The sequence below is a fragment of the Streptomyces sp. NBC_01244 genome (assembly GCF_035987325.1).
Taxonomy (GTDB): Bacteria; Actinomycetota; Actinomycetes; order Streptomycetales; family Streptomycetaceae; genus Streptomyces.
Window position 1 is genome coordinate 9,332,416 of sequence record NZ_CP108488.1, and the last position, 14,714, is coordinate 9,347,129.

16 protein-coding genes and 1 pseudogene are annotated in these 14,714 nt (G+C 70.2%); 7 read left to right on the top strand and 10 right to left on the bottom strand.

Annotated features, from left to right (window positions below; translation table 11 throughout):
• Positions 1–132: 132 nt before the first annotated feature.
• The 4 genes from OG247_RS41540 to OG247_RS41555 form a co-directional block, all read right to left on the bottom strand.
• Entirely contained in the window at positions 133–1,566 is a 1,434-nt protein-coding gene (locus OG247_RS41540; protein WP_327257142.1) for a CHAP domain-containing protein, read from the bottom strand.
• A gap of 78 nt (positions 1,567–1,644) precedes the next feature.
• Entirely contained in the window at positions 1,645–2,955 is a 1,311-nt protein-coding gene (locus OG247_RS41545) for a CHAP domain-containing protein (RefSeq protein WP_327257143.1), read from the bottom strand.
• 210 nt (positions 2,956–3,165) lie between these two features.
• Positions 3,166–3,393, bottom strand: coding sequence for a hypothetical protein (locus OG247_RS41550; RefSeq protein WP_327257144.1), 228 nt, complete (start codon positions 3,391–3,393; stop codon positions 3,166–3,168).
• A 160-nt stretch (positions 3,394–3,553) separates the two neighbouring features.
• Complete coding sequence (locus tag OG247_RS41555; RefSeq protein ID WP_327257145.1) at positions 3,554–4,543, bottom strand: helix-turn-helix transcriptional regulator; 990 nt, start codon at positions 4,541–4,543, stop codon at positions 3,554–3,556.
• A 346-nt stretch (positions 4,544–4,889) separates the two neighbouring features.
• Here OG247_RS41555 and OG247_RS41560 point away from each other — a divergent pair, with 346 nt between their 5' ends.
• The 3 genes from OG247_RS41560 to OG247_RS41570 all read left to right on the top strand — a co-directional run bounded on the left by OG247_RS41560 (position 4,890) and on the right by OG247_RS41570 (position 6,157).
• Positions 4,890–5,180: a hypothetical protein gene (locus OG247_RS41560; RefSeq protein ID WP_327257146.1), complete on the top strand. Its 291-nt coding sequence runs from the start codon at positions 4,890–4,892 to the stop codon at positions 5,178–5,180.
• A gap of 171 nt (positions 5,181–5,351) precedes the next feature.
• Positions 5,352–5,567, top strand: a complete 216-nt coding sequence (locus OG247_RS41565; RefSeq protein ID WP_327257147.1) for a hypothetical protein — start codon at positions 5,352–5,354, stop codon at positions 5,565–5,567.
• Positions 5,564–6,157: a hypothetical protein gene (locus tag OG247_RS41570; protein ID WP_327257148.1), complete on the top strand. Its 594-nt coding sequence runs from the start codon at positions 5,564–5,566 to the stop codon at positions 6,155–6,157. Before OG247_RS41565 ends, OG247_RS41570 begins: the two co-directional genes overlap by 4 nt.
• Before the next feature lie 153 nt (positions 6,158–6,310).
• Here the strand turns inward: OG247_RS41570 and OG247_RS41575 are convergent, their stop codons facing one another.
• Positions 6,311–6,625, bottom strand: a complete 315-nt coding sequence (locus OG247_RS41575) for a hypothetical protein (protein WP_327257149.1) — start codon at positions 6,623–6,625, stop codon at positions 6,311–6,313.
• 125 nt (positions 6,626–6,750) lie between these two features.
• On the opposite strand from OG247_RS41575, the gene OG247_RS41580 reads away from it, so the two are divergent.
• A complete protein-coding gene (locus tag OG247_RS41580; RefSeq protein ID WP_327257150.1) occupies positions 6,751–7,071 on the top strand; it encodes a hypothetical protein in 321 nt (106 codons plus the stop codon).
• Positions 7,072–7,078: 7 nt separating this feature from the next.
• On the opposite strand, the gene OG247_RS41585 is transcribed toward OG247_RS41580, so the two are convergent.
• From OG247_RS41585 to OG247_RS41595, 3 genes and pseudogenes are all read right to left on the bottom strand, one after another.
• Positions 7,079–8,191 carry a hypothetical protein gene (locus tag OG247_RS41585; protein WP_327257151.1) on the bottom strand — a complete coding sequence of 371 codons (1,113 nt, stop codon included), beginning with the start codon at positions 8,189–8,191 and terminating at the stop codon, positions 7,079–7,081.
• Between the two features lie 119 nt (positions 8,192–8,310).
• Positions 8,311–9,288 (bottom strand): annotated as a pseudogene (locus OG247_RS41590) (hypothetical protein).
• Positions 9,289–9,404: 116 nt separating this feature from the next.
• A complete protein-coding gene (locus tag OG247_RS41595; RefSeq protein WP_327257152.1) occupies positions 9,405–9,710 on the bottom strand; it encodes a hypothetical protein in 306 nt (101 codons plus the stop codon).
• A gap of 362 nt (positions 9,711–10,072) precedes the next feature.
• Here OG247_RS41595 and OG247_RS41600 point away from each other — a divergent pair, with 362 nt between their 5' ends.
• Positions 10,073–10,639, top strand: coding sequence for a MepB family protein (locus OG247_RS41600; protein ID WP_327257153.1), 567 nt, complete (start codon positions 10,073–10,075; stop codon positions 10,637–10,639).
• 186 nt (positions 10,640–10,825) lie between these two features.
• On the opposite strand, the gene OG247_RS41605 is transcribed toward OG247_RS41600, so the two are convergent.
• Both OG247_RS41605 and OG247_RS41610 read right to left on the bottom strand, forming a co-directional pair.
• The gene (locus OG247_RS41605) at positions 10,826–11,371 is read right to left on the bottom strand and encodes a hypothetical protein (RefSeq protein WP_327257154.1); all 546 of its coding nucleotides are present in this window, start codon (positions 11,369–11,371) and stop codon (positions 10,826–10,828) included.
• 267 nt (positions 11,372–11,638) lie between these two features.
• The gene (locus tag OG247_RS41610) at positions 11,639–12,559 is read right to left on the bottom strand and encodes a hypothetical protein (RefSeq protein WP_327257155.1); all 921 of its coding nucleotides are present in this window, start codon (positions 12,557–12,559) and stop codon (positions 11,639–11,641) included.
• A 275-nt stretch (positions 12,560–12,834) separates the two neighbouring features.
• Between OG247_RS41610 and OG247_RS41615 the strand changes: the two genes are divergently transcribed.
• Both OG247_RS41615 and OG247_RS41620 read left to right on the top strand, forming a co-directional pair.
• Positions 12,835–13,995 (top strand): sensor histidine kinase, encoded by a 1,161-nt coding sequence (locus tag OG247_RS41615; RefSeq protein WP_327257156.1) that lies wholly within the window; start codon positions 12,835–12,837, stop codon positions 13,993–13,995.
• Positions 13,992–14,702, top strand: coding sequence for a response regulator transcription factor (locus OG247_RS41620; RefSeq protein ID WP_327257157.1), 711 nt, complete (start codon positions 13,992–13,994; stop codon positions 14,700–14,702). Before OG247_RS41615 ends, OG247_RS41620 begins: the two co-directional genes overlap by 4 nt.
• Positions 14,703–14,714 lie beyond the last annotated feature (12 nt).

Here is a 14,714-nt window from a genome sequence, read left to right on the forward strand (position 1 = left end):
GGAGGAAGGACACCCGGAGAGCAGCGGGGCGGCTACGCCGCGGCGATGCGAGGCGAGACGACATGGGGAAAAGGGCCCTGCCGATCGGCAGGGCCCTTGGTGGTGCTGGTGGCCGGTCAGAGGCCCGACAGGTCAGGTGGTGGGGAGAGCGGACAGGAAGCCGGCGGGGACGCGCACGATGTCGGCGTCCTGGTAGCCGCCCGCGTTCCACTCCGCGCCGGTGAGGCCGTGCTTGCGGCCACCGGTCATCCGCCAGACGGTGGCGTCACCCGGGGCGAGCAGCAGGGTCCCGTCAGCGGGGGTGGTGCCGATGGCGGCGAAGGCGTGGGACGGGATGGTGCGGGTCTGGTTCAGGTCGTAGCCGATGGCGTTGACGTCGTTCAATGTCAGCGCGGCCCCTGCGCCTCCGGCGGCCACCTTGACGGTGGAGTTGCCCGGCTCCTTGAACAGGGTCCCGTTGGCCAGGGTGCTCGGCAGCGAGGTGAAGTAGGAGGGCGGTACCTCCACCGTGCGGCCGAGGTCGAGGCCCATCGCGTTGACATCGTCCATGGTCAGGGCGAAGCCCGCCGCGCCGACGAGGAGCTTCACCGTGGCGTCGCCCGGGGCCTTCACCAGGCTCTGGTCCGGCAGCCGGCGGCCGGTGGTGGCCGCGATGTACGACGTGGGTACGCCCATCAGGGGGCGGGTGTCGTAGCCGTACGCGCTGAACTCCGCACCGTTCAGGGGCAGGGACACCCCGCTCGTGCTGGCGTAGACGGTGCGGTCGGTGCCGGACTGGTCGATGAGCACGGAGCCGTTCGGCAGGACGCCGGGCAGCGCGTTGAAGGCGGCGTCGGTCACCGGGACGATGGTGGACAGGTCGTACCCGTCGCGGGTCACGTCGTCCCCGGTGATGCTCAGGCCGGCCCCCGAGACGACCACCTTGACGGTCGCACTGCCCGGACCCTTGATCAGGGTGCCCGCCGGGAGGGAAGCCGGATTGGTGTTCGCGGGCGGGGCGGTCCAGGCAGCGCCGACGAAGGCACGTATCGCGCCGGCGTTCAGCGGGTTGCCGTTCGTCCGCCAGTTGAAGGTGGCTCTCTTCACACTGTTGCTCTCGTTGCCGCCGATCGTGGTGATCGTGTCGCCGTTGACCGCGACGACGACGTTGACGTGGTTGGCCCAGCCCGAGGACCAGTTGGCGGCGGTGGCGTAGACGACGGCGTCACCGACCTGCGGGGTGCTGTGAATCGTGCCGCGTTGCCTGCCGTAGGTGACGAAGGAGTACGCCGCCCCGCCCAGGCCGCTCGTCTGCGCCCCGCCCTGCCCCCACACCCAGCGGGCGAAGTCCGCGCACCAGGCGCCGGGGTGGGGGCAGCCGTAGTACGTGGTGCACCCGTTGCCGACCTGAGCGTTAGCCGTCGTGGCGACCTGACCGCCGTCGGCGCTTGCCGGGGCCGCGCCGGTCAGGCCGAGGAGCGGGGCCGTGAGGACCAGGGCGAGGGCGGCGAGCGGACGGCGCAGCGAGCGGGAACGGGAACGGGCGGTGGCGGTGGCGGTGGCGGTGGAAGAGGAGAAAGCAGGCATGACCGGACTCCAAGGCTCGTGATGCGGGGTGGGGATGTGGGTGGGGCACTGCAGGGCACGGCAGGGCAGGGCAGCCGGTCAGGACCAGGTGCCGCCGTTGCCGTAGATGAAGGAGGTGTCGGAGCCGCCCGCGTAGCTGTTGCTCAGCGAGAAGGTGGCGTTGTCCGGCCGGTAGATGCCGTAGCTGCTGCGGCCCGCTCCGCTCCAGTCGCCGATGACGGGCAGATCACCCGGAATCCCGTACTGCGCGTGCGTCACGGCACCGTCGGCGTGCAGGACGGCGATGGTGTTCGCGCCGCCGGAAGGGCTGCGCCGGAAGATGCCCGGGAGATCTCGGGCGCCTCCGTCCCAGTGGCCGATGACCGGCTGGTCCCCGCGGTCGCCCAGCAGGATGGTGCTCAAGGATCCGTTGGCATGGCGCATGATGAACTCGTTCGCGCCGCCGGTATTGCGGAACACGCCCACCTGGGCGCGGCCGGTGCCCTCCCAGTCCCCGATGATCGGCTGGTCACCGGCGTCTCCGAGCGCGATGACCGAGATCGAGCCGTCGTCGTGGCGCAGGATGAACTGGTTCCCACTGCCGGACCTGCGGAACACACCCACCTGGGTGTGACCCGTACCGTCCCAGTCCCCGACGATCGGCTGATCACCCGGATCTCCGAGCGCGATCGCCGAGATCGAACCGTCGTCGTGGCGCAGGACGAACTGGTTCGCACCGCCGGAGCTGCGGAACACACCCACCTGAGTGTGACCGCGGCCGTCCCAGTCCCCCGAGATCGGTATGTCACCCCGGTACGTCGACTGCGTGGGTGCGGGGGTGGGCGGGGCGCCGAGTCCCTTGGGTCCGACGAAGGCGAGGGCGCGGCCGGCGCCGACGGGGCTGGAGTTGGTCTGCCAGTTGAACCAGCCCCGGGCCTGTACGGAGTTGCTCTCGTTCCCGCCGACCGTCTTGATCTGGGTTCCGTCCGCGGAGACCTCGACGACCAGGTTGACGTGATCGGCCTCGCCGTCGGTGAGGGAGCCGTCCGCGTCGTAGACGACGGCGTCACCGACCTGGGGGGTCGAGTGGAGTGTGCCGTTGCTCTTGCCGAACTGGTAGAAGCTGACCGCCCGGCCGTCGATGCCGGTCATCGGCGTGGCCCCGGCCTGACTCCAGACCCAGCGGGCGAAGTCGGCGCACCACTGGCCGGGGTGCGGGCAGCCGTAGAAGGAGGAGCAGCCCTTGCCCATCTGGGCCTTGGCTATGGAGGCGACGGCGGTGGAGTCCGCGTGCGCCGTGCCGGCGGTGGCCAGCCCGAGCAGCGGCGTGAGCGTCAGGGCGGCGAGAGCGGTGACGGCGGCGCGGCGGCGGCGGGGGGTGGAGGGCGAAGAAGGCATGGAAGAAGGCATGGCTGTGCTCCTTGACGGGGCTCATGGCGGGAGGGGGGTGCGCGGCTCGGCGGGCCGGGCGAGGCGATGCCGGGTGAGGCCGGCGGACGGCGGCGGGCCTACGGCCGAGGGCGCGGGGACGTGCACGGTGCCGACGGCCTGTGGCAGGACGCGTACGGCACCCAGCTCGGCCAGGCAGGTCAGGTCAGCGGGTCAGGCAGGTCAGCCAAGTCAGGCGACGGTGGCCGTCGGGGCGGTGTCCCAGCCGATCCCCGAGTCACCTGCGGTGGCTGCCGGAGCGACGTCCCAGCCGATTCCGGTGTCACCGGCCGAGGCCGTCGGGGCCGTGTCCCAGCCGATGCCGGTGGTGCCGTCCGCCGCTGCCGCCGTAGTGGTGGCGAGGCCGGTCAGCAGCAGGGAGAGCACGGCGGTGGCGAGCAGGGACTTGGTCCGGGACATGGCGGTTCCCCCAGCGAGAGTCAGTGGTTTCGTGGACCGGGCCGCCGCGTTTCCGCCGCCCTCCCGGTGAACCAAATCCTGCTCACTCGCCCCGCTCCGGAGAAGGGATCCGGTGTGTCACCAAGCGTCCTGACCTATTGGTGACGCCCGGGCGGTGGCGTCAGAGCCAGCCTCGCTGGGCCGCCTTCAGCCCCGCTTCGAAGCGGCTGCTGGCGTCCAGTCGCTCCATGAGGGCCGCCATCTGCCGCCGTACCGTCCGCATCGAAACGCCCAGGCGCCGGCCCGCCATGTCGTCCGTCATGCCCGAGGCCAGCAGTTTCAGGAGCTCCCGCTCCGCCGGGGTGAGCCCGGTCGCGGACTCCTGAGGCCGGTCCGCGCCGAGCGGTACGGCGGCGCTCCAGGTCTGGTCGAACAGCGCCGCCAGTGAGGCCACGATGCCGGGCTCGTGCGTACACAGTGCGCCCAGGCGGGTGTTGGCCGGGTCGATGGGGACGATGGCGGTCTCACGGTCGAAGAGGAGGAGCCGCGGGGGCAGTACCGGGCAGGTGCGGACCATCCCGCCCTCCCGGGTCATCCACTGGGCGTACGCGTGGGTGGCCGGGTCGTTTCGGGCGCTGTCCTGGTAGAGCGTCAGCATGGAGATGCCGCGCCGCAGCGCCTGTTCGTCCAGCGGGCGCGAAGCGTCCAGGCTCGCCTGCGACTGCGCCCCGCCGGGCATCACCGCCAGACACTCCCGGCCGACCTCCTCGGCCAGTACCTCCAGCTTCGCCTGGATCGCGTCCAGCCCCACCAGCCGCTCGGTCCCGTCACCGTCGGACGTCCCCGGGCGCAGGTCGGCGTACTCGGCGACCGCGCGGGCCGCCGCGGCCTTGCTCGACTCCAATTCCTGCTGTCTGCGCAGGAGATCTTCTTCCTGGCGGCGCAGCAGCAGTTCCAGCCCGCGCTCGGGGCTCACGGCCCGCAGGGCGCCCGGTTCGTCGCGGGAGGGGCGGACGAGGGCCAGGTCCGCGAGCTGGTCCAGGCAGGCCCGTACGGTCGCCTCGGGCAGTGCGAGGCGCAGCCCGATCTCGGCCACACCGCCCGTGGGATCGGCGAGGAGTTCCCGGTAGACGTTCTCGGTGTGCGGCTCCAGCCCCAGCATCTCCAGCACGTGCCCAACCCCCCAGATGGACGCTTGCGCAGCCGCTCCCGCGTGCTCGCTGCGCGCGATGCTCCCAGCAGGTCGCGACGGCGACAAGGAACGTCCGCACCGTCGGCCGGTAATCGTCCGGAAGTGGCCGGGGTTGGTACGGGCCTTCCGGAAGGTGCCGGACCGCTTGCGGACCGCTTGAGGCAAGGCCACCTCATGCAAGGCCACCTGAGGCAAGGCCGTTTGGTGCCAGTCAGCTTGGCGCCAGTCAGCTTGGTGCCAGGCGTGCGCACTTCCGAGCACCCTCGCGGCCGCGCACGCTGGAACCACCGTGTCCGATCGGTCGGCTCCTCGGAAGGGACCCCTCATGCGCATGGTCCAGGCGTCCTTGCTCCGCATGAACGGCGGCCCCGGTACGGCCAACGAGGCTCACATCCTCGACGAACTGCTGTGGGCCCACGCCTCGGCGGCCCATCACCTGGAACACCTCCGCGTGCGGCCGGCCCCGTACGGCCTGGGGCTCATGGTCTTCGTACGCGCCGACACGGAAGCCCGGGCCCTGGCCCGGGCGCACGCGCTCCTCGATGCCGTCCGCCAGCCGCTGCGTGCCCTCGGCTACACCGTGGGCACGACGCCCTCCCCGAACCCCCACCGTTAGCCGAACCCCACCTCCTCCACCTCGCAGGTCTCGGCAGTGCACGGCTTCTCGCTCTCCGAAGTCGCCTCCGTGCGGACCGTGTTGGAGTCGTGCGGGAACTATGGGCAAGGTCAGGTGGGTCCCGTAGCGTCGGCGGTGCACAGGCCGATCACCGTGATTGCGGGGCAGAGCATGAGGGGGACCGCGCACGCGATCGTCGCCCTCGCGCTCGCGGCGCCCCTGGGGGTGACCGGGCTCGGCGGCCCGGCCTCCGCGGATGCCGGGAACGGCACCGAGGAGCGCGCCACTCCCTCCCGGCCCGCGTACCGCGTCACCTTGTACGTAGACGGCACCGGTACCGGCAGCAGCACCAGCTGGACCGTCTTCCAACGCGGGGAGGAAGCATGAAGGCAGAGATGGTCGCGGTGCTCGTGGCCGTCGTGGGTGTGGCCGGCACGCTCCTGGCCCCGATCACGACCGCATGGGTCAGTGCACGGACCCGGCTGCAGGAGTTCACCCTGCAGCAGCGGGCCGCCGAGATCACGCGCCAGGACGAGGAGCGCAGGACGGAGATCGAGCGGAGGCGGACCACCTACATCGCTCTGAACTCCAGCACGCGGCTTTGGCGCATACGACTCATGGAAGACCTTCGGGCCCTCCGAGCCGGCGGAATCGCAGGCGGACATGCCGAGGAAGCGCGCATCGCCTTCCAGAACGACTACGCGCAGGCCCAGATGCTGGTTCCGGATCCGGTACTGGACGCCTGCAACCACGTGCGTGAGACTCTGGCCGACGCCCGAAAGCGGATGCTGGGTCTCGCGGCGGGCGACACGGAGTACGGGGACACCTGGGAGGTCCTCTACGAGTACGTACTGGGCACCTGGGACCTGATCACCGAAATGCAGACGGCGATGCGCCGTGACCTCGGTATCACCGCGCCGGAGCTGCCGGCCTCGGAAGGACGCCCGACGCTGCCGGAACCCGGCGACACGCAGTGACCCGACGGCGCCCCTGAGGCGAGCACGCGGCGGCCGAGCTCCGCCAAACCCGGGAGTCGCTCCGGTCCTTCCGGTCGCTACGGCTTGCTGACGCAGAACACCGGAACCCAACACCGGAACCCCTATGGCGACCTCCTCTGACGGCCTCCTCGCTCAGCACTGCCAAAGGAAAACCGCGTGAGTGCAGGGCTCGCAGGCGAAGGCGTACGCGCTGCCGCCGCCGCCGAAGTTCATCGACGTGCTGTGAGGGGGGCCTTCCTCAAGCTGAACGATCAAGGGCAGCCGGCGATCGCAGGAGGGACATGACGGAGTCTCGTCGCCCTGGAGCCAAGCGGGCACCCCGCCGAGCTGCCCGAGTACGTCGGCCTTCGGCCTGCCCGACATCTCGGCCCACGCGTCGCGGGCTCGGCCGTAGTCCGCCTCCTTCTCCGGTTCCCGGGTGATCGAGCGGACCGTGCTGAGGGTCACCACGCCCTCGTCGACGTCCTCGCCGAGTTGGGGAGGCGGCAGCGGTTGAAGCCCCTCGGGCGGAAGAGCGATGCCGCCGACGCCGTCCAGGCGACCCCTACGACACCGCCACCGTCAGACGTCCGATGCCGTGCCCGACCACGGTGCGCGCGGTCCTGGACGCCGTCACCGGGATGGGCTGGTCGGTGGAGGTCCCGGTCGGAAGCATCACCTACACGATCAACGACGCGGATGACATGTACGAGTGGTACGGCAGTTCCCCCGGTGAAATCGGCGAGGTGCCGGCACGGCTGGACGACCCCGGGAACCTGCCGTACACCGTGGTCGTCAACCTTTACCACCCGGAGGCCGGGAACGGATTCACCACCTCGGGAGGCACCCACCACGGTCCGACGCCGTTCGGTTCCTGGGGCAGTTCGGAGAGACCAGGTTCGGGCGCCTTCTGACGGTGGGCTAGAAGATGTCCAGGCGCCTGCGCTCCGACAGATCCTCGACGATCTCGCGTATCCACGAACTACGGACCTCCGGCAACCGGACCACGGTGTGCAGGAACGTTTTCCTGTCAGCGCGGAAGAGGTGTCCAGGGCGCGGCGGAAGCGGTTCGTCGCGCAGGACGTCCTCCGGTACGCGGCCCGCCATGGGGGCAGGGAGGTGAGGTGTGGGGAAGGCCAGCCAGAGCCATACCCCGAACTCCAGCGGGACCGGGTATGCCGATGTGGCCGGACCAGCGGGGGGCCAGGTCTGACCCGTCTGCGGATGGACCGGCACGAGGAGGATGTCGGCACCCGGGTCGGGGGCCGGCAGCCCGGGCCCGGCGAGGACGGCGTGCCGCTCCTGCACCCCCGCGGGAAGCAGGGCGTCGAGGGCTCGTTGGAACACTTCCTCGGTCAGGCCGTTCGGGACCGTCACGGGATGTCCCTCGGAAGCCGCCAAGAGGTGGGCGAGCGCCCGGCCGGCAGCAGCCTCCCATCTCGGGCTCCACGACCAGTAGTGGCTCGACCCGCTCCACGGCCCTGCCCACGTGGCGATCGGCTCGAGCGGGGCCATGCCTTCCGTCTGCTCCGTCAGTTCCTTCCAGGAGAGCGGTTCGGTGGTGGCGGTGCCCTCGACGGGGAGGCGATGCACGGCGTTGGGGGCCAGCCACACCGCCTGCCAGAGCGAACAGTCGTCGATCCTGGTCGCCACGAGCAGGCCGCATACCTCACAGGCCATGTTGGGGCCGTCGGCCCCGTCGATGCCGCAGCAGGCACCCCCGCGCTCCTCGGGAATCAGCAGGGTGCCGCGGACGTCTCCGGGTGCGATGACGATCGCTCCCGGCGCCCCGTCGGACAGGGCGTGGAGGGGGGCGTAGACACCACGCGCGGCTGCTTCGTCCGGATCGACTTCTTCCCACTTGCGCCACGGCGGCCCCCAGGGCTCCGGCTCGACGGCGTAGGTCCCGGACTGCATGAGCACCGGGAGCTGAGCCCCGTTTCCGTACCTCTGATGGGCATGAGCCGGAAGATGGACCCGGGACAGCGGGGCGGTCAACTCGGCACCGCACCCCGCACACACGAAAACGAACAACGACCCTCCACCTCGGAACAGCGGCATCGTCGCAGGTCGGCTACTGGTCGGCCAACGTGTTTTCGTCGTCGCTGTCGCCGGCTGTTGGTCGGCCTAGACGTATTGCCCCGGAGGGCCCATCAACCTGCCGGGTGCGGTGGTACGGGTACGGGTACGGGCCACAGGGAGTCACCGGACCAGCGGACGGGTCCGTCCGTGAGCCAGGAACCATCCCCCAGGGGCACCAGGTCGTAGGCGTGGGCCGCTTCAACGGGCATCTCGCCGCTGATCGCGCCCGTCCGCACGTCGATCAGGTGGTGGCGGAACCACTCTTCCCCGTCCTCGGTCTCACTGCCGAGGACGACCACAGCCGAGTCCCGGGTCAGGTAGCCGCCGCCCCATTCCACGAAGGTGTCGTCAGGGTCGTACCCGAAGGCCTCGACAGGGAGGGTGAAGAGAACGTCGCCGCTGGGGTGGCTGTGGAAGGCGACGTCCGCCTGCCCGTGGTCGACGGTCATGAACTGCTCCCCGCCCGGCGCCAGGTCGATCAGACAGCGGTCCGACCACGGGTACGGAACGAAGTCGACCTCACCGTCGGCCCGGGCCGTGCCGCGAAGCACGACGGAGCCGTCCTGGCCCTCACCGATGTCGAGGTAAACGCTGCCGTCCACGGGGTGCACGAGGTGGCCGGCGCAGTGCCCGACCGTCTCCAGCTCCCGGCGGGCGAGGACCGCCCCGCTGGCGGCGTCGTAGACGACCCACTGGTCTGCGCCCCCGCGTCCCGCCATCGCGTCAGGCCGGTATGCCCACACCGTCCGGCTGTCCAGGGACAGCGCACAGCCGGGCCGGTGGCCATGGCGTACGTCGGAGTGCGGCTCGAAGTCCGACGCTCACACCAGGTCACCGGTGCGCGTGAGGCAGACGATCCCGTTCAAAGTCGTGTACACGACTCGCTCCAGATCGGGCCGGACCACCGACTCCACGACCTCGTCGCCGGCCCTCGGCTGGAACACGGCCGCGGGCTCCAGCCTCCCGAACCTGCCGGAGTCGATCACGTGGGCAAGGATCAGCCCGTCACGGTGCCGGGTGATGACCTTGCGAGGCGGAGCAGGAATCATCTGCCGAGGCTAACGCCGCCCAACTCGATGACCTGACCGGAGGGGCCTGAGCCTCACTGACATCGGCTCTGCGCTCGAGTGGTCGTCGCCGTATCGCTTCGGACGTCTCGTGGCCTTCAGGCATCCGGTGACCTGCAGGCATCGGGTGACGGCCGCGGCCGGCCCTGGCCGTGCCGGACATGCCCCACCCATGAATCCGGGGCCAAGGAGGACCAGGCAACGTCGATCTCAACACCGTGAAGTGTGCGGGTGAGATCCGCCAGCTGCCTGAAGACCATGGCCTGAGCGTCCTCAACGGTCGCATCGGAGTGCACGGGCACTTTGCCGCATCCGCCGAGGCCGCCCGCTTTGTCGGCCATGAACGTGTACCGCCAAACGCCCTCCCCGACGGTCAGCAGGACGATCTCCTTCGGTATGCCCAAGGTAGGGCTCTTCTTCTTCGTCTTGGGTCGTCTCGCCACGGTGCCATCTAACCCGACGGGTGGTGCGCGGCCAGGGACCTGCCCCGGACGACAGTGCGATGTTCGTGGCAGACGCCACGGGATGACCGACTCCGTCGGGACGTACGGGAACATCACGCCGCGCCGGGTGCCCACGCACCGCACATTCGTAGTCCGAGGTGAAGCCGAGCATCGCCGTGCAGCGGTGAGTAGGGCCGTTTCGGAGTTCGGTCCGGCTGCAGCTCCGGCGGCCAGCCCAGCCGTAGCATTCATGGGCGTCTCGATGAGCAGTGCCCGAAGCCGCGTCGTCGACCTGGTCCAAGCACCCGTGACAGGGTGAGCAAATGCCGACGACCCGCAAGCACGTGTCCCACCTCCCCACCGCCCTCACACCGTGGTTGGAAACCACCCAGGCGCACAGCGATCTCGTTGCGGCGAAGGCACTTGTCTACGACCCCTGCGGGTTCACCTGCTCGCAGCCGGTCCCTGAGCGCGAGAGTGCCGAGTACGCCGCCCACGAATTCACCCTGGACGGCCTCGCCGTCCGGTTCCGTGCCGCCAAGACGACCCCCACCAAGGTCGGCCAGTTCGTCACCGTCTGGAGGAGGTCCCCGGCCGGGCCCATCCAGCCCTTCGCCGCCACGGATCCCATCGACCTGTTCGTCATCAGCAGTCGCGACGATCACGACTTCGGCCAGTTCGTCTTTCCCATGGACACACTCCGCCGACACAGTGTCGTGTCGGAGAACGGCTCCGGCGGGAAAAGGGCCTTCCGCGTCTACCCACCCTGGGTGACCGTCACCAACCGCCAGGCTGGCAATGCACAGGCGTGGCAACTGGACTACTTCCTGTCCTTTCACCAGGACGAGCCCATCGACTCCGCCCGCGCCGAGGAGCTCTACCACCCGTAGCTCGGCACTGCTGCGTCCCCAAGGCCAGGCCGGCCGCTACGCGATCGCCAGTCACCGATCATGTCGGAATCACTCGTCCAGAACCGCTGCGGGCCCCACCACCGAAACGGCACGGTGGTCTCAGCAGTGAGCCGGCGCGTAGCCACCACCACACCGAGTGAAGGCGTTCCCGTGCGCCATTGCGCGTCAGTGGCGGGTGGCGCGGCGCCTTGTGGTCAGGTCCAGCCATCGTTCGCGTACGGCATCGGCGCCACCGATCCAGTCGGCGAGGGGCAAGCCGTCGTCGGGGGCCGCATCCCCCAGCCAGAAGTCGACGATTTCGCAGAGGTCGGCAAACTCCGTGCCGGTGACGTGCTGGCGTATCCCCTTGCGGGAAGCCAGCAGTCCCGCCATGTCATCGACGATCGCATAGCGGAAGGCTCGCGCGAACTCGGCATGAGCAGCAGATGAGTTGACCCCGTGTACCTCGCAGTCGGCCAGGACTTCCTCGGTGCGGCGATGGACCTCGGAGCTGTCTCCGGCCGCGTTCAGGATTTCTACACAGGCAAGGAACCGGCGAGCCCAGCTCACGTTGGTCGCCTCGAGGACCCCACGGGCGCCCGTGGCGCTCGCCGGCATGGCAGGGCCTGCCCGGAAGGCGTCCACGAAGTGCCGTGAAGAAGCCGAGATCGCGATCTCTCCTGGCAGTCTCTGCTCGAGTGACCACGTCAACGACAGGTCGAAGTCGCGCACGGCATCGTCGAACCGGGCATGGAGCGCCCAGCAGCCGTAGGAGGGCCGTCCTGCTCAAACCGCCGACCTCGACTGCGGACAGCAGGGAGCGCGCGGAGGACCGGTGCATGCAGAGGAGGCCGGGAGTCCTGCGGGCTGCCGTCGCGAACCGGTCTCCGCTGGCGCTCTGCAACGCCTGGCGGAGATAGGCGTCGTGGGGCCGCACCCGGCAGGACCGTTCGGCGCCTTCGGCTTCGGAAAGGCGCCCGCCGCCCGCCGCCCGGCGGATCAGGCATACCGCGTACGCCGCGTACGCCGCGTGGTGAGGGCGAGACCGAGAGCCGTGACGGCGAGCGTCAGTAGCGTCACCGCGGCGAGGGCGATCAGCGTCTGGCGGTCCGGGTGCGCCACGGACTGGCCGCGCCGTGCCTGCCAGGTGAGTACGGCGAACAACCCCGTGTACCAGCACGCGAACGCGCCGACGATCAGGGTCCTGACCCCGTCGTCGAGCCGTCGGCGGAAGAGGGTCCCGTACAGGTGCATCACGGCGATGAGCAGCAGTAGGGCGTGGATGGCGTGCATGCTGACCATGTGGGGTACGCGGAGGTCTCCGCCGGTCAGGCTCCAGCCGGTGAGCGGCATCCCCCGCCCGTCGGGATCGCCGATCCCGTGAGCGCCGCTCAGCACGACCGGGTTCCCGGCCGCGTCCTGGACCGTACGGGGCTCACTGGAGAGGGTGCTGAGCCAGACCGCCACGGCCATGCCGGCAGCAGCGAGCGTGAGCCCCGCGCCCAGCGCGATGGTGAGTGCCCGGTCGGTGCCGGACTGGAACAGCACCAGCGTCCCGATGACCAGGGTGGCCACGAGGAGCGGCATGACGCCGATCGAGAAGGCCGCCGCGACGTTCCGGGCGACGGCGTCGGTGTTCTCGTTGAAGTGGCTGTAGGTGCCGTGGGCGGCGGCGTAGACGACGGCGCAGACGTCGATCACCCCGGCCACCGCGATGACGCTGCCGGTCCACCAGCCGAGCCGCCTCGCCTTGTTGAGCCTGCTCAGGAGCCAGGCGAGCGTGACTCCATAGATGCCGAAGGCCATGCCGAACTTCATCGGTTTGAACCAGAGCGATTCACCAAGGAGTTGACGGTCGTCGACCAGCACGGCGACGGCGCAGAGTAGCGAAATGGCAAACATCAGCGCGGAGTTCAGCATGAGTGGGCGATGCCATTGCGACACTGCCGGTGAGCGGTTCACGGGTCCTCCAGGAGCGGGTGCGGTTCGTGCTCGCCACGCTAGGAAGGGAGCCGCTTCGGCCGCGTCCCCTGCCGGGGGCACCCGGTGGACCCCGGGAGGGGTGGCTGTCCGGGGCGGCGTACCCCACAGGGACGATGCGCACCCCGCGGTCCGCGGCTAACGTGCGGGCAACAGGGCAAACGGGGACAGTCGGCTTCCGGAGCCCACCCCGCGGCTGGAAGGACCTGGCAGCGATGCGCCGACCCGCGAACCACCTGAGCACGTGGTGGCAGCCCCGTACGTGGCGGATGCCGACGGGCCGGCCGCTGCTCGCCCGCCCCGTCGCCGCGGACGCCGTACTCGCCGCGGCCTTCTTCGCCGTCATGCTCGTCGAACAATTGGGGCCGGCCGCAGGGGCGGACACGGGCACGACGCGCGCCGTCATGTTCGCCGCGGCGGTCGCCGGACCGCTGGCCTGTCGCCGGACCGCGCCGCTGGCCTCGTACCTGGTGGGTACCGCGGCCCTGTCCGGCGAAGCGCTGTGGGGTCTGGAGAATCCGCTCTCCCCGTACGCGAACCTGATCGGCCTGTACTCCCTGGGCCTACACGCGAGCCGCACCCGGGCCTGGACCGGGCCGTTCGCCGCGTTCCTCGGGATGATCGCCTACTTCACCGGACAGCAGGAACACGACGTCTGGTCCGTGGTGCCGGCCGGGGTTCTCTTCCTGTGGCTCCTCGTCTGGGCCATCGGCTTCGGCGCCGCGCGGCGCCTGGAGGACCGCGACGCGACCCAGCTCCGGTTTCGCGAGGAGGTGATCGCGGGGGAGCGCGCCCGGATGGCGCGTGAGCTGCACGACCTCGTCGGCCACACCGTCAATGTGATGCTGATTCAGGCGGGCGCCACCCGGCGTCTGCTCGACCGTGACCCGGAGCGCGCCCGCGAGGTGCTCGGGCAACTGGAAGACTCCGGCCGCGATGCACTGGAGGAACTCGACCGGGTCTTGGGCCTGTTGCGCCGCACCGAGCCGGCCGGATCCCGGCCGAGGCTCGGCGACCTGAGCCGTCTCACGGAGCGGATGGCGCAGGCAGGGATCAGCGTGGCGGCGCAGGTGGATCCGGGCCGGGACGAACTCCCCAGCAGTATCGACATGTCGGCGTACCGGATCGTGCAGGAGGCGCTCACCAACACGGTCAAGCACGCCCGCGCCGGATCCGCCGACGTGACCGTCCGCCGGGTGGGGGACCGCCTCGACATCGAGGTCAGCGACGACGGCCAGGGCGCAGGCAACGGCTACGAGCCCGGACGAGGTCTGCTCGGCATCGCCGAGCGCGTGTCGATCCTGGGCGGCAGGCTCGAACACGGGCAGGGCGAGCAGGGCGGGTTCCGCCTGCACGTCTCGCTCCCGGTTCGATGACCTGGCAGGCCGCAGGAGCGGCCGACGACGAGCGCCGGATCAAGATCGTGGTGGCCGACGACGACGCCCTGCTCCAGGCCGGCCTCGAATTGATCCTCGGGACCGAGGACGGCCTGGAGGTGGCCGGGCGGGCAGCGGACGGCATCCAGGCCGTCCGCCTGTGCCACGAACTCGTCCCCGACGTCATCCTGATGGACGTACGGATGCCCGGCATCGACGGAGTCGAGGCAACCCGGCGGATCGTGGCCGCCGGTCTGCCGACCCGGGTGCTGGTTCTGACGACGTTCCACCACGATGAATACGTGTGGAGTGCGATCCGGGCCGGCGCGAGCGGCTTCCTCCTCAAACGTGCCTCCCCCGAACGCCTCATCGACGCCGTACGGAATGTCGCGGCCGGTCAGGCCGTGCTGGATCCGGCCGTCACCCGCGACATCCTGACCCGGCTCGCAGCCCAGCCCGCACCCACGCGCTCAGGGGACCTGCGGGCACCGGCCGCCGACATCCGCCTGGAGCGACTCACCACCCGTGAACGCGAAGTGCTGCGGCAGGTCGCCCATGGCCTGTCCAACACGGAAATCGCCGAGCTGCTTTCCCTCGCAGAATCCACCGTAAAGACCCACGTGAAGCGGATCCTGGCCAAACTCGACGCCCGCGACCGAGCCCAAGCGGTGGCGATCTCGTACCAGAGCGGCCTGATGCCGACCTGAGGGCTCACGCGG